This is a genomic window from Candidatus Enterococcus huntleyi, from assembly GCF_009933175.1.
In the GTDB taxonomy this organism is placed as follows: domain Bacteria; phylum Bacillota; class Bacilli; order Lactobacillales; family Enterococcaceae; genus Enterococcus_K; species Enterococcus_K huntleyi.
This window is the reverse complement of record NZ_MAEJ01000001.1, coordinates 271,412-286,027: the sequence shown is the minus strand read 5'-3', so window position 1 is coordinate 286,027 and position 14,616 is coordinate 271,412. Positions and strand designations below refer to the sequence as shown.

The 14,616-nt window shown below is 36.7% G+C and carries 16 protein-coding genes and 1 other annotated feature; of the genes, 3 read left to right on the top strand and 13 right to left on the bottom strand.

Annotated elements, in window-relative coordinates:
• Window positions 1–179: 179 nt before the first annotated feature.
• The 8 genes from BAU15_RS01185 to BAU15_RS01150 form a co-directional block, all read right to left on the bottom strand.
• On the bottom strand, window positions 180–2,423 hold the full coding sequence (locus BAU15_RS01185; RefSeq protein ID WP_161840923.1) for a helix-turn-helix domain-containing protein: 2,244 nt from the start codon (window positions 2,421–2,423) through the stop codon (window positions 180–182).
• A gap of 319 nt (window positions 2,424–2,742) precedes the next feature.
• Window positions 2,743–3,120, bottom strand: coding sequence for an ASCH domain-containing protein (locus BAU15_RS01180; protein ID WP_161840922.1), 378 nt, complete (start codon window positions 3,118–3,120; stop codon window positions 2,743–2,745).
• A 34-nt stretch (window positions 3,121–3,154) separates the two neighbouring features.
• Window positions 3,155–3,895 (bottom strand): cyclase family protein, encoded by a 741-nt coding sequence (locus BAU15_RS01175; RefSeq protein ID WP_161840921.1) that lies wholly within the window; start codon window positions 3,893–3,895, stop codon window positions 3,155–3,157.
• A 159-nt stretch (window positions 3,896–4,054) separates the two neighbouring features.
• Window positions 4,055–4,297: a binding site (T-box leader), on the bottom strand.
• Between the two features lie 44 nt (window positions 4,298–4,341).
• On the bottom strand, window positions 4,342–4,620 hold the full coding sequence (locus BAU15_RS01170) for a hypothetical protein (RefSeq protein ID WP_161840920.1): 279 nt from the start codon (window positions 4,618–4,620) through the stop codon (window positions 4,342–4,344).
• Window positions 4,621–4,827: 207 nt separating this feature from the next.
• Window positions 4,828–5,400 (bottom strand): signal peptidase I, encoded by a 573-nt coding sequence (lepB, locus tag BAU15_RS01165; RefSeq protein ID WP_161840919.1) that lies wholly within the window; start codon window positions 5,398–5,400, stop codon window positions 4,828–4,830.
• A gap of 170 nt (window positions 5,401–5,570) precedes the next feature.
• Entirely contained in the window at window positions 5,571–6,047 is a 477-nt protein-coding gene (locus BAU15_RS01160) for a hypothetical protein (protein WP_161840918.1), read from the bottom strand.
• Window positions 6,034–6,252 (bottom strand): helix-turn-helix transcriptional regulator, encoded by a 219-nt coding sequence (locus BAU15_RS01155; protein WP_161840917.1) that lies wholly within the window; start codon window positions 6,250–6,252, stop codon window positions 6,034–6,036. The genes BAU15_RS01160 and BAU15_RS01155 overlap by 14 nt, the downstream gene beginning before the upstream one ends.
• A 257-nt stretch (window positions 6,253–6,509) precedes the next feature.
• Complete coding sequence (locus BAU15_RS01150) at window positions 6,510–7,700, bottom strand: serine aminopeptidase domain-containing protein (protein WP_161840916.1); 1,191 nt, start codon at window positions 7,698–7,700, stop codon at window positions 6,510–6,512.
• An 82-nt stretch (window positions 7,701–7,782) separates the two neighbouring features.
• On the opposite strand from BAU15_RS01150, the gene BAU15_RS01145 reads away from it, so the two are divergent.
• Entirely contained in the window at window positions 7,783–8,136 is a 354-nt protein-coding gene (locus BAU15_RS01145) for a winged helix-turn-helix transcriptional regulator (protein WP_237580101.1), read from the top strand.
• Window positions 8,137–8,350: 214 nt separating this feature from the next.
• On the opposite strand, the gene BAU15_RS01140 is transcribed toward BAU15_RS01145, so the two are convergent.
• Window positions 8,351–8,668: an AzlD domain-containing protein gene (locus tag BAU15_RS01140; protein ID WP_161840915.1), complete on the bottom strand. Its 318-nt coding sequence runs from the start codon at window positions 8,666–8,668 to the stop codon at window positions 8,351–8,353.
• Window positions 8,665–9,435 (bottom strand): AzlC family ABC transporter permease, encoded by a 771-nt coding sequence (locus tag BAU15_RS01135; RefSeq protein ID WP_161841273.1) that lies wholly within the window; start codon window positions 9,433–9,435, stop codon window positions 8,665–8,667. The genes BAU15_RS01140 and BAU15_RS01135 overlap by 4 nt, the downstream gene beginning before the upstream one ends.
• A 263-nt stretch (window positions 9,436–9,698) precedes the next feature.
• Between BAU15_RS01135 and BAU15_RS01130 the strand changes: the two genes are divergently transcribed.
• Together BAU15_RS01130 and BAU15_RS01125 are read left to right on the top strand one after the other, a co-directional pair.
• Window positions 9,699–10,172: an RNA polymerase sigma factor gene (locus BAU15_RS01130; protein WP_161840914.1), complete on the top strand. Its 474-nt coding sequence runs from the start codon at window positions 9,699–9,701 to the stop codon at window positions 10,170–10,172.
• Between the two features lie 20 nt (window positions 10,173–10,192).
• Window positions 10,193–10,900, top strand: a complete 708-nt coding sequence (locus BAU15_RS01125; protein ID WP_161840913.1) for a hypothetical protein — start codon at window positions 10,193–10,195, stop codon at window positions 10,898–10,900.
• A 106-nt stretch (window positions 10,901–11,006) separates the two neighbouring features.
• Here BAU15_RS01125 and BAU15_RS01120 read toward each other — a convergent pair whose 3' ends face one another.
• The 3 genes from BAU15_RS01120 to BAU15_RS01110 all read right to left on the bottom strand — a co-directional run bounded on the left by BAU15_RS01120 (window position 11,007) and on the right by BAU15_RS01110 (window position 14,616).
• Window positions 11,007–11,531, bottom strand: coding sequence for an NADPH-dependent FMN reductase (locus BAU15_RS01120; protein ID WP_161840912.1), 525 nt, complete (start codon window positions 11,529–11,531; stop codon window positions 11,007–11,009).
• A 172-nt stretch (window positions 11,532–11,703) separates the two neighbouring features.
• Window positions 11,704–13,746, bottom strand: coding sequence for a beta-galactosidase (locus tag BAU15_RS01115; RefSeq protein WP_161840911.1), 2,043 nt, complete (start codon window positions 13,744–13,746; stop codon window positions 11,704–11,706).
• A gap of 9 nt (window positions 13,747–13,755) precedes the next feature.
• Window positions 13,756–14,616, bottom strand: coding sequence for a galactooligosaccharide ABC transporter permease GanQ (locus BAU15_RS01110; RefSeq protein ID WP_161840910.1), 861 nt, complete (start codon window positions 14,614–14,616; stop codon window positions 13,756–13,758).

Here is a 14,616-nt window from a genome sequence, read left to right as displayed (position 1 = left end):
TTGCTTATTCTTAAGCAAGAAAGTTTATTATTCTAGCAACATTTTAAGAAAAATCTTTCGATAAAAATAAGAGATTAATATTTAATGCCATTTTTTTACTATTTGAGAATAATTTAAAAAGCCATCTAATAATGATGACTTTTTAAAGGTTGGTAGGAAATATTAAAAGGTTGATGGGATTAGTGCATATAGATTAAGTGTAAATGTCTAATTTCATTTGGCTCTAAAAATACTTCGATTTCTATTTGATTATCTGAAACTTCCATCTGCCTTCCGGTAATAAGCGGTTTAGAAACAGATTTTAAGTAATCTAATTCATCTTTTCCGAAAAATGAGAAATCGTCAAATCCCATCTCGTTAAACATACTAAAGCAACTCCCTTTCTTCTCACTAACTTCTCGTGATTTAAGGAAATAATTACCATTAGAAAGTCCTGTCAGTTTAATTTTTACTAACTTCACCTCGTAATCTTCAAATAAAGTTTCGTAATCAATCGATTTATTTCCCATTATTTCTTGATTATAGAATCGAAAATTGGGTTGCTTATAATTATGACACACCATCTGGAAATACTTATTATTACTATTTGTCACCAGTAAAGCACTATCTTTATATAAGAAATATTTATCCAACTTGTTCAAAAAAGTATAACTGTAGTAGGCAGGTTTCTTTATGCCATCCTTTGATACAATCCCAGGCAAACCAGCTAATGGACGATTCGAGATGCCTGTTGACATTAAATCAAACGGCCTTTCAATTGGCAGTGAGTCTATCTCACCATAAACATCAATTAAATGTTTTAGGATACTTGCCGATTTATAGGAAGTGTCATTAATTTGGCTCTTACTATTCAATGAATCTTGCCAATTTGAAATAAGTAAGTGTTCAATCTGATACGCCCGACAAATATTTTTACTGACTGCGTACTGTTCAGAAATGTATTCACTATCCGCTGATCGATTAATGAAAACTTCCCCTTTATAGCTACCAATTGAATAGGGCGCAACTCCAATAGAGAGATATCTGATTGATCGATTACTTTCTAAAAATTTAGATAGATTTTCACCACTATTCCCCGGTAACAACCCCGGACCATATAGTTTACTTTCAATCTGAAAACGATCAAAAATACCTTGTATCTGCTTAAATAATTTAGAATACGCCTGTGCTTTCTTCTCAGAAAATTGCGTATTATAAATAAGTTCAAATTCAGTAGCATTCAAGCGGTCAATCCCATATCTGTTAGAATAATGACTCAAAAAGTTAGCAAAATAGCTGCCAAAATTTTCTTGTTGATTAATTTCTCGATAATCCAGAACCAACAAAAGCTCGAATCCCAGATCAACTAGGAAATCTATCGCTTTCTCTTCCATAAAAAATCCACTGTGTGCCAGATTCTGTGTATCGAGAATCACTCGTGCCTTCTCAAAATTGATATCTTCTTTAAACTGTTTCACCTGATTATTTAATCCGTTATCAAATAATTTTGATAGCTCCCCAAGATTAATTAAATTCTCCCAAAAAGGTTGGAAAATTTCTTGTTTAGCCGGAATTACTATTTCAGCCGTATGCACATTGGGATCGGTATGAGACTCTTTATGTGTCAATAAATACTCGATATCAGAAAAATCCAGATTTTTTTCTACTGTCGACTGTGCTTCGCCTTTATGTTGTTGACGATATTCTGCTGGTGTCATCCCATAGACCATTTTAAATGATTTAGAAAAAGAATTTTGATTAGGAAACCCATGATCCAAAGCAATTTTCAATAAAGTATGAGAGCTATTTATTAAATCTGAGAGCGTTCTCTTCAATCGATAATTGGTTAGGTATTTCAAAAAGTTCAGTTGAAAATGATCCTTAAAATATTTTGAAAAATATTGTGGTGTAACTCCGAAGTTCTCGGCAATCCTTTGTAGCGATAAATCCTCGTTATAATTTGTTGCTATATAGGCAATAATCTCATCTTTCCTAGCTTCATTATCTTCTTCGATAAAGATATTATTAGAGAAATTCGTGATAAGGTAGACTAAAAATTGCGAGACACTCGCTTGACTGAATAATTGAGAATACTTATTTTCGTAGTCACCTCGAATCATTTCTTCAATTCTTACTCTCAATCTTGAGTACACTTGATTATCATTGGCCGTACTATCACATATAATCATTACTCGCTTATAATCTAGTAATTTTAAAAGCTCATATCTGTCGATTTCTATTTCTACGAAAATAGCCTCAGTCGCTCTGATTTCAATCGTTTCATGAGGATTTACAGCAAAAATATCTGAGCTATTTAACTTAGTCGACTGATCCTGATTAATCAACTCGATCGTGCCTTTCAACACATAGTAAATATAATAATTATCTAGATTCTTTTCATGAAATCCCTGACTAAATAGATTTACTGAGATAATATTATTCATAAGCTCCTCCAGATTATTTTCTAAAAAACTGTTCCCAAATTTTCATTCATTATATCATCATTTTTAGAAAAAGAATCACTGACTTTTTTTCTCCTTCATTTTTTCATGCAGTCGTCCTCTCGAAATGTAAGTCACTCCTCCTGTTCTTTCATCTTGAAATTTCACTTAAAAAAAAAACCTTTTGCTCCTGACAATAAGGACTTATCCTCCAGACGAAGCAAAAAGCGGTTCTCTTTTCTTTCACATTACAATTATATTTGTTCACTACAATCTAAACACTATTTCTTGTGAAAATTTATAGGACTTGAATGAGTCATTCTCAACTAACCTTCTCAAAATAAATACATTCCAAGATAGTTTCCTCAGTCAACTCTTGCCCATATTCTGCAAGTAGCTGCCCATAATATGCGCGATGAATCTGATGCCAATTCTCAAAAGTGCCATCACCTTCTTCAATCGCGAAGGTTTCATCAATCTCACCAAATGGGCGATAACGGACTTCGGTGACCACGACTTCACAGATTGGCTCATCCAAGCTATTGACAATCAACCATTGATCGCCAGCGTAGGTTGGCTCAATAATCCCCTCATCTTGAAAGAATTTGAGTGTCGAAGTAGCGACCTTTTGACCATTTTTTACAAGTTCTGCTAATCCATCTTGTTCGCCAGCAGTCCCACCAAATTTCACTTGCTGCATCGTTATCACTTCCTATTTTTTTACTTCAGCTCACTTATTCTGGCACAATCGCAAAGGCTCGGACTGAGAATCCTGGCGCTTCTTTAATTTTTGGCACACCGAGCACAATCGCTGCACCTGTTGCTGGTACCGCAGACAAATTATTCAAGACTTCGACTTGATATTTATCTTGAGATAGCCAATAGAGTTCTCCAATCAATCCAGCATTTTTAGTGCAATCGACAGCAGAATCTGTGTCCAACGTTTCATGACCAATCGCATGCACGTTGCGTTCTTCGTGTAAGAATTTCAAGGCTGCCAATGACCAACCTGGCGTATGCGCTTGGCCTTCTTGATCTTTATTATAAAACTCTTCATGATTCTCCCAGCGAGTCGACCAACCGCTAGCAAAGGCCACAAAACTGCCCTCAGGAATTTTTCCGTAACGTTCTTCGAAGGCTAAAATATCTTCGACACTTACCGTATAATCAGCATTTTTTGCAACTTCTTCCTCTTTATGAATCACGAACAGCGGTAAGATTAATTCTTTCAACTCCAACGATTCTAATAAGCGTTTACCTTTTGCAAAATGAGCAGGAGCATCGATATGTGTGCCATATTGCGTAACAAGCTGATATTCTTTTGCTAAAAATCCGTCCTCTTCAACTGTAAATAATGTTTTCTCTTGCAGTGGATGGAACGCTGAAAAATAAGGAATTTCGCTCGTCACCTCATGCGTTAAATCCAACCATTTTTGTGATTTCAAATAGTTAATACTCTCGATAATGTTTGTCATAATTTTATTCTCCTCTCAAAATTTTTTCGCTCTTTTAATAACCAAGCGTAACTTCATCCATTGACCTGCCTCTGTCATCAAGTGTTCTTCATGCATCGATGAAAAGTAGGACTCAAACATTTTTTGTATAAAAAATATCCCTAGACGTCTTTGTAGACACCTAAGGACATATTGATATGCGTTACCACCTTAATTCGAAGTATTCTCACAAATACTTCCTCGTCAAGTACCCGGAAATCGGAGACTTGCGGCTATCTAACGGGGCCTACCGTATCCTCCTACCTATCTTTAGAGGATCCACTCAAAAGCCATTTTCAAATTACCTTCGTTTCATCTCTTCTCAGCTACCGAGACTCTCTTTGGAAAACTAGACAATTCTACTTTCTTTCTCACAGTGTTTTAATTTTCAATTTTTTAAGCGGAATAACCGTCATTTACCCGGGCGTTTACTCTTTATTTCCCTTACGTTGGGCCGCTCTATCGGCTACATTCTTTTGTTCACTAGCAAAATAGGTTTCCCCTTTACTACTTTTATCAATCGGATTTATCGAAGAATTCTGGCTTAACCCACTGGAATTAATACCCCCAGCACCTGTATCAACCATGACATTCCAACCTTTTAAAGGATCTTTGCCCTCAGCCCGAAGCTGCGCATTCTTTTCTCTTAACTTTTGTTTCTTCTCTATTTTTCGATTCTCTAACTTATCTGAAATATTTTCAAACATATCCCCACTCCTTCCAAGCAGAATAAATCTATGTATTGTATAACATTAATTATATGACAAAACAATGAGAAAGTAAAATTTAGATGAGAGAACAAACTTTTTTCAATCACAAAAAAGATTGCACGAATAGAATTTGTAACAACCAAACGCCTAACTCTCTATAGAAAAAAATCTCCTCTCTACTTAAAGAGACGAGATTTTTTAAACTTAGTTTACAAGTGAAATTTCATTTAGAGGCCAGTATCTGAAGACTGCTTTTCCTTGGATTAAGTCCTTATCTACCAAACCAAAGATGCGGCTATCTTTAGAAATCAGACGATTATCCCCTAGCACTAGATACTTTCCTTCAGGGATGGTCACTTCAAAATCTTGTGTGAATTGCGTAGCCTGCTCAGCGGCGGCTTGAAATTTCTCGTCATAAGAATATTCCTCTTGCAATTTGTCGTCAGCAAATTTCTTCTTAAATTCATCTAGATAGTCTTCTTTATATTCTTTTCCATTGATTGTGAGTGTCTCATTTTTCATCGAAACCGTATCCCCTGGCAAGCCAATCAGACGTTTAACAATCAAAGTTTCGGGTTCATCAGGCTCAACCGTCGTAATAATATCCATGCGATTGTAGCTTGAAATTTTAGAGGATATAAGCTTCTGACCATCTTGTAATGTCGGGTCCATCGAGTGACCCATAACTGTAATCGGTGTAAAAATAAAATATCTCGCTGCCAGGACTACAACAAGTATAATAATCACTGAGCCCCAATTTTTTATAAAGTTTTTCATATTAAATAATACGCTCCTTCTTTAGCCCATTCTGTCTTAATTTTTTCTCAGAATGTGCGTAATATCTTGTTCAGTATAGCATCATTTAGAGCCCCTAGTGAACTAGTTTGATTGACTGTAGTAAAAAATTAAATAACTAGGTCTTTCTAATTAAAGATAGCACAATCGGTTCAGGCGTAATAGCCTTTTTTGGAAAGAAAATAATAACTCAATGTTTTCACAGTGAAGAGAATTAACAGGGCAAAGATAATCTGACTCGTGGTCACTGAACCCACGCCTGAAATAATCAGCCCTAATAGGAAAAGTGCCGTTATTCCTTCTGTATACTCATTGGATTTTTTTAACGCGTGCTCACTAATCTTAATACTCCGCTCATCTTCCTCGATGATTGAATCATCTGTCCATAAAAATTGCCAAAAATTCGCCTGTTTGGTCTGTTTAAACTCCATCCAGCCTTCGCAGATATATTTAAACAGTACCACCACACTGACTAGTAAAGCAATTAACATCACTATCATGAGTATCATCAGTAAGTTCTCTGGTACTTGTCGGATAATCTGATTCATTGATCGAAAGAAAATAATACCTAAACCAACACACCAAAATGTACTCAATAAGATAATGGTATCTCTCTTAATTTTCTTCATGTGCGATTCTCTCCTTTCGAAATACTTGTTCTACATTCGTTTCGAAGACATTGGAAATATCTAAAGCTAGCTCCAATGAAGGAACATAAGATCCTTTTTCTAAAGAAATAATAGTTTGCCTCGAAACATTTACTAGTTTCGCTAGCTCTTCTTGTGTGAGTTTTCGTTCTTTTCGAAACTCCTTCACATAATTGATCACAGGCACGCGAGTTTCCTCCTTCGAATGTCAACTCAACTTTACATTTAGTATACGTGATAATTTTAAAATGTCAACTCAACTTTACATTAAACAATAAAAAAGCCGAAACCCACTTACATGAGTCTCAAACTTTTTTGATAAATCCTATTATTTTTGACTGTCCTAGCAACGTTTTTTATAACACTACTCGTTACTCACTTTCAGACCAATCTCTAGTTTTCCAAATAATTTTAATTGAAATGAACTTGATATCATTAGGCTATTTATTCGTTCATTTGAGAATGATTAAGCCATTCAAAAATTTGATCGTTTGAATCATAGGCAGCCCCATTTTGACAATGTAAATCTGACGAAAAGTTTGTTTTATTATATAAAATCAGCTTCTTATTCTCCGCCGGAATCTTCTCATAAAAATCTAGTCCATATTGATAATTGTAGTAATTTTCATTTTCTGCCAGCAGTATCAAAGTATCTGTCGTCAGCTTTTCGGTAGCAATTTCTTCATTAAAGGCTCGACACGTCTTCAGCAAATTGTTCAATGACTCTTCACCAAACGTCCATTTTGCATGCTCAATCTGCCAATTTAAAAACTTATTATGTGAGATATACAACGAGCAAATCTTCTCAAGCAGCTGAGGCAAGCCATTTTCAAACGAACGATGGAGAAATTTAGGCATTGAACTCTTGAAAGAATCAACCATTGCTGGAAAATAATTATATAGGACAATTTTGTCAAAAAGTGTCTGATCCTTGCTGGCTGCCCGCGCCATTAATAAGCCACCCAATGATAGACCAATGCCAATCTTCGGCCCAGCTAATTGATATTTTTCACAGTAGAAATCAACTACTTTTTTGGTCGGTTGATCCCAATCCGCTTCAAAAGATAGCTTATATTTCCGAATCATATCCGACTGGCCCGGTCCTTCATATAACACCACATCATAGCCCTCAGCTAAACCTGCTTTGACATTTGTAAAATATAGCTCCTCCAGTAACGCATCAAATCCGCCGCAAACAAATAAAGTCCCCTTTGATTCTCCGGTCGTCCTGAAGAAAACGGTTCTCATCTTCGCATTTTTATAGTCTATATCTTCCATTATGTAGTTCGTTTCTTTTAACGCCAATCCTTGATAAAATAGATCGATTGATTTTTGATATACTTTAAGTTTACGCGGATCACTTGGCGCTAAGAAAAATTCTGCCGCTTGGTAATAGCGACTCGCACGTAAATAACTGTTTGCTTTACTGTGTTGTGAGGTAAAATCAGTCGCTCTTTGTTCTAATACTCCGGCAAATTTTGCCCATTCCTGATACCAAGATTCGTAATCGCCGTCTTTAATTTTCTCTGCCGTCGTCGCAACCTCGCCATAATCTGACCCGCCACTAGGTGTGTACCAGAGCAATCTTGTTGTTTCAAATTCAAACTCAAATGTCTTAAAAAAGTGTCTCTTCATGATAGTCTCCATTTCTTGGTACATGTTATAATGGGTCTAATTATAAACACAAATTTTACTAAGAAATAGAGGTTACCTTGACGTGCAGAACAACAAAGCAGATGATTTACGACTAAGAAATTTGGCGATGCCCCTTTTAGGAAAATGGGTACCCTTTATTTTACTCCTTTTAGCTGAAAAACCACGCCACTTCGCTGATTTAGAAAGACAAATGACCGGTGTCTCAAGAAAAGTTCTTACTGAAAACTTAACTAATTTGGTCTCCTATGGCATCGTACATAAAGAAGGCGAATCATCCACTGGATTCCCCGTTTACTATCATTTAACGGAGCTCGGTCAAAGCAGCCTGTTCATCCTAGATAGTATAAAAAACTGGCTCAGAGAACATGAAGAAGAACTACTTCATAACCGCGAAAAATCGGATAAAAAAGCTTGATTTAGACATAGTTAATTGCTTTACTAACATCCTACCTATTAGAATATTCATCTTTTTACAGGTTCTAATAGACAAGAGTTACAACCACAATTACTCCTCTTGTAATTCCTTTATTGGAATTCTCCATTTATAATCCTGACGATTTTCTGCTGAATTTCCGCACAAAAAAATTGCTAACGACGTTTTATTTATCGTTAGCAATTCATCAAATTTATCATAATAAGGAAAGTAGGAAGATAGCCAAGAGACCGGTGATTACCGAGAAGGCCATCGAGCGTGTTTTATAGGCGACGCCCGCGACTAGAAGCATCGCAATAATCTTGACATTCCACGCTAAATCCAGGTGCTCATGAGTGATGAAGACATCTTTGAAAGACAAGGCCGCGAATAAGGCAACCGGAACATACTTCATCCATTCACTAAACCACGTTGGAACCTTTCGCTTCGTAAAATATAATAACGGTGCAACGCGGGGAATATAAGAAACTGCGAACAAGCCCACAATCATTAAAAGCAAAGTTAAATTCGTCATTTTTTCTTCGTCTCCTGTTCATTAAATGGGAAAAGTGGCGGAGTTAATTCGTTGGCGACTTTCTTCTTGTCTTCTCTTTTTTTAAATAGACGTTCTGCTGCATACCCACATAATGAAGCCAAGATTGTCGCAACAATTAAGCCAAAGGTATTTTGAAACGCTAACATAAAAATAACAGATAGCACGCCAGATAGAACCCCTGTAAAGATTAACAACGCATCCTTCATTTGCATAATGAACATGAAAATAAACATCGAAGTTAAGGCAAAATGAACCATATCCGCATCCAACGTAATCATCGAGCCCAGTAAGGTGCCGACGATATTACTCAGTAACCAAGAAATCAAAGAGAACCAGTTAACATACAGTGCTTTTCGCGAATTCCATGTAGGATCCGTCGAATATTTCAAATAATTGACCGCATAATTTTCATCATTCAACGATTGGGAAAACAAAGCAATCGTTCGCTTCTTCTCTTTTTTCATGAATAAAGATATGCTTGAACTCAATAGCGTGTAGCGCAGTTCCAGGAAAAAAGTCATCAAGATTGTCGAATAAATTGGCGCGTGAACACTTAGCATAGACGCGACTAAAAATTGAGCGCCACCAGAAAATACGAGAATTGACAGCAGTGCCGTTAAATATACATTAAAACCAACTTGTTGTAGCAAGACCCCACAAGCTAATCCCACAGGAATATAACTCAAGCACAAGGGCATCACGGCGTGTAACGCTTCTCGCCATGCTACGGTTTTATCTCTACTCATGAAAATGACCCCTTCTAATTTAAAAGCAAATAGATAGCGTACACATTTTAACATATCTATGAAAATAATGTCGCTTTTTTCAATTGCATTTTCGTTAGAATTTTCACAAAAAGAGAATCACAGTTATTTTAATCGATTTTTTCGCTACAAAACCTTTATTTTACAGCTATCAGCAATGATTTCCATGATATACTAAAAAAAATTTATTTTATTTGTTCACTTTTTGGATTTCTATTTGTTTTATCTATGAGGAGGGGGAAAATTTGAAGCTTGACGCTTATGAAAAAGAATTGTTAGGCATTATCAATGAACTGATTGGTTATTTGATAAAAATGGGTGCCAATAATCAAGACGCACAAGACATTGCGCACGATACCATCGTTAAGATTTTGGAAATTGAGACTGTTCTCCCTGCTAAGATGATTCGACCGTGGATTTTTCGAGTGGGCATTAATCTCTATTTCAACTTGTTCAATCGCAAGAAAAAATACCAAGAAATACTCCATCTACATATGTTGCCGACTCAATTAGTCGACAATGAAAACGACTATGACACACTCTATCAAGCACTCAACCAAATGGACATAAAATCCGTCAATCTCTTACTGATGAAATACGAAGAAAATTTACGGATAGACGAAATGGCCTTCATTTTAAATCGGCCCAAAGAGAGCTTGAAAACAGAGTTATATCGAGCTAGAAAGAAATTACAAGCCCTGATGGAAAAAGAAAAATAACACAAAGGGAGGAACCCAAAATGAACTTTGAAGACAAAGAATTTGAAAAATTAGTCAAACAATCACGCCGAGGACGCCTCATCAAAACAATCTTCGGCTCAACCCTATCACTCGTGATTCTAATCGGAATACTCTTGAGCGCTTACCTATTTTACTGGAATCTAGGACCTTTCCAAGGCGAGAAAATCGCTGGCGTCCCTGATGGTCAAATCCGCTCCTTTCATAATAAAGAGACCGAGCCTCTAGCCATGATGCTGCTAGATAATTTTGAGACCTACGGCATGAATGTCAAAGCCAAAAAAATAACCATTTATGTGGACTATTATGAGAAGGATCAACGAAAAGATCATCAAGATTTTGGTGGCTTAATCAATGATGGGCCTTCTGAAATGCTCTCTCAAATACTCAGTTGGGGAGTTATCCCTGGATTTGGTGACACACCAACACAAGTCCGTATTCAATTCTCGGATGATTCAGGCAATTCAACCAGCGGATTTACTTTTGAAGGATACGGTGAAGAAGGTCAAGAATTCGGCAAAGATATTGTAGCAAGTAGCTCACAGCGCATCTTAGAGGATGGTCCGCTCGAGCTAAACAAGCGCTATGTATTACAATACTGGCGATCCAATGCAGATGGGATATTCTACAATTTGGAAACAGATGTATTCGACAAAGAATTCCTGAAGCAGCAGGACCAAACGCTGATCATGTATATGGAATTGAAATGATCCGAGAAATTTACCCGACTGATTTCTATTACTCCACAACAAAAAAACGCCAGCTTGGCGTTTTTTTGTTTGATCTATTTTACTACTAGGAATTTCCGGCTACTTCTTACGCGCGGATCCCTTTCATTGCTTGGCTCCATAACAATAATTCATCTAGCATATCATTGACGCCGGCTGCCATGTGTTCACCTGGTTTGAATTCAGAAAAGTTTTCAAAGTCAGTGAATAGGTTGAAAGCTGGGTTAGTCCGAACATCTGCTACTTTTTGTTCAGCTAAGACCAAACGAACTTGCTCTGCAGCACGGATTCCGCCACCAGAACCATAACTGACAATTCCAGCTGCTTTATTGAACCACTCGTCACGAGCACTATCTAGCGCATTTTTTAATGAAGAAGCCATGCCGTGATTGTATTCTTGCACGATAAATATGTAGCCATCTAATTCATTAATTTTTTCATTCCATGCTGCATTTGGTGTGCCAGTTCCCATAAATGGTAAATCGTATTCTTTTACATCAACAATTTCAAATTCATGACCTTCACGTGCTGAAGCAATTTGTTTAATGTATTCGCCAACTTGTGGACTTACGCGTCCTTCTCTTGTACTACCTAAAATAATTCCGAATTTCATATGATAACGACTCCTTTGATGTTTGTTTTTTTATTTTTTAATTACCTTACAAGAGCTAGTATACAGCCTTACTTTTTGTAAGTAAAGAATTATGCTTACTTTTTGTAAGTTAAATTAAAAAAGAACAGAAACCTTTGTAACATAATGGTTTCCGTTCATATATTTTCTTATATTATTTCTGAGGTGAGAGGACTTTTACTTCATAAGGTTTTAAAGAAATATTTGTAGCCACAGACTGATTCGTCAACAAATCTACCGTTTCTTCGGCTACCTCAATCGTTTTTTCTTCCTCTGAGAAGTTCATAACAAAATAGTAACTTTGATTTTCAAAATCACGTGCTTGTACAGATACTGCTGGATTGCCTTGAACCACCCAATTATTTTTCAGATTATTTTCTTGAACGATTTCTTCGTAAAAATGATCTAAGAAATCAGCTTGCGTTCGAGCTCCTATGAAATACGCAGTTCCCTTTCCAACTTGATTCTTAGTCACTGCTGCTTGGTCTTTATAAAAGTCTGAGCCATAAGTAGCAAGGACTTCAGCCTCTTTTACTTCAAACAAACTGCAATAGTCTTTTGCAATAAATTTCTGCTCCATATAAGCAACTGAATTTTCATCGCTTGGGTAAAGGGTATCCGTTTCTGTTACTTTTATCCCAAATAATTCTTGTAGCTGGGCGGGCCAGCCGTTAATATAAGTGAGATCATTTTCATTTACATACCCTGTGATATAAGTAGAGACTAAATGTCCACCATTTGCCACATATTCTTGCCATTTATTCATAGTTTCTTCAGGTAAAGAATACATCATTGGTGCTATCACCAAATCGTATTTCGCTAGGTCATGTTCTTTGGTAATCACTTCAACTGCAATATCGTGATCCCAGAAATAGCGATAGTGCTTTTGTAGAGTTTGAGGATATTGCTTACTTGCCTGAGAAAATCCCTGTGCATCCTCTAACGCCCAATTATTATCTGAATCGTAAATGATAGCGACTTTTGCCTGCTTATAGCTTCCTTTTATTTCTTTAATTTTTTCTAAAGCTTCACCAACTTGCGCAACATCTTGGAAAACACGATTATTTTCATCATTGTCGTGATCAACAACTGCTCCATGGAATTTTTCAGAAGAACCACGTGATTTACGCCACTGAAAATATAGGTTACTGTCGGAGCCATGTGCGATAAATTGCATCGAAGAAAGCATATGCATCCCTGGACGTTTTGCTTTGTTTACATCGTGCCAATTTAGCCCGCTTGGTGTAGATTCCATAATCAAGAAAGGCTTCTGTTTGAAACTACGGTATTGATCATTAATAAACGCTACTTTACTTGCCAAATCTGCCGTTGTTTCCCAATCATTATGCCAAGCCGGATAACAATCCCAGCTAACTACATCGACATGCTTAGCGAATTTCCCATAATCTAAACTTTGAAAAGGAATTAAATCATAGGTGTCCGCCATAAAATTGGTTGTAACAGGAATATCTGGAGTCAGTTGACGAATATCTTTGATTTCATGCTCAAAAAAATCAATCGTTTGGTCAGTGACAAATCGATTCCAATCTAAATTCAAGCCATGAACCATCGTTTCTCCCAATGGGGAAGGTGACTCAATCTCAGCCCAATCAGTAATTGTATGACTCCAAAACGGTCCCCACCACGCGTGATTTAACTGCCCTAGCGTCTGATACTTTTCCTTCAGCCAATTACGAAAGTTTTCTTGACAATAGTCGCAATGACAATGGCCTGAATATTCATTTGAAATATGCCACATCAGTAACGCTGGATGTTGCCCATAACGTTCTACTAGTTTTTTATTGATGATAGCTACTTTTTCTCTATAGACTGGTGAAGAAAAACAGTGATTGTGTCGTCCCCCATGGATCATTTTTTCGCGTGAAGCATTTGTCCGTAAAACTTCTGGGTATTTTTTTGACATCCAGCTAGGTCTCGCACCGCTTGGTGTTGCCAAAATAACATTGCCGCCTGCAGCATAAATGTCATCCATAATCTTATCTAACCATTCAAAATGAAAGACTCCTTCTTCTGGCTCAAGCGTACTCCAAGCAAATATCCCTAAGGAAAAGGTATTAGCCTTCGCTTTTTCCATAAGTAGCAAATCTTTTTCTAAAATTTCTGGATAATCTAACCACTGATCAGGATTATAATCCCCACCGTGTAAAAATCTCTTTTCTAAATCAAAACGTGTCATAATAACTTCCTATCCTTTCGTTCCACCAGCAGTCAAGCCTGAAACAAAATGTTTTTGTAATGAGACAAAGACTAGTGCAATTGGAATACTGATTAATATTGCCCCTGCTGCAAACGTTGTATAGCTTGCGCCCATTTTATCTGTAACTAATTTGTATAAGCCAATTGGTAAAGTATAATATTCTGGATTTCTAAGTAATACTGAAGATAATGCAAAATCTCCTAATGGACCTGTAAAACCATTCATCGCAACAACTGCCAACATTGGACGAGATAACGGGATTAGAATCTGCCAAAAAATTCGTGAATTACTAGCACCATCTATTTTTGCGCTCTCATCTAAGTCCAAGGGAATTGAGTCAAAATACCCTTTTAACAAGTAAGTATTCATCGGAATTTGTCCACCTACGTAGATCAAAATTAACAACCAATGACTATTAATTAAGCCTAGCATTTGTGCTAACACAAAAATCGCAATCAAAGCAGAGAATTGTGGAATCATCTGCAAAAGAAGAAACAACATCAAGCCGTTTTTTCTTCCAGTGAAGCGGAATCTTGAGAACGAATAAGCGGTCATCGAAACGAAAATTAATGACAATAACATGGTGAAGAAGCTGATTTTCAACGAGTTCAGATACCATTGCCCATAAAACAACGTGCCTTCATTTGCAAAGAGTCTTGTATAATGAGAAAGCGTCGGATTTTTAGGAATCAAACTCGTACTAACCAAACTATTCCCGGGATTAAAACTTGCTCCGATTGTCCATAATAAAGGATAGACAATCACGACAACCATCACGATCAACAAAAGATAAGTCAGAGTTAATTTAATATGACGTTGCGTTTTAAGACCTGCATGATTTTTTTTCAT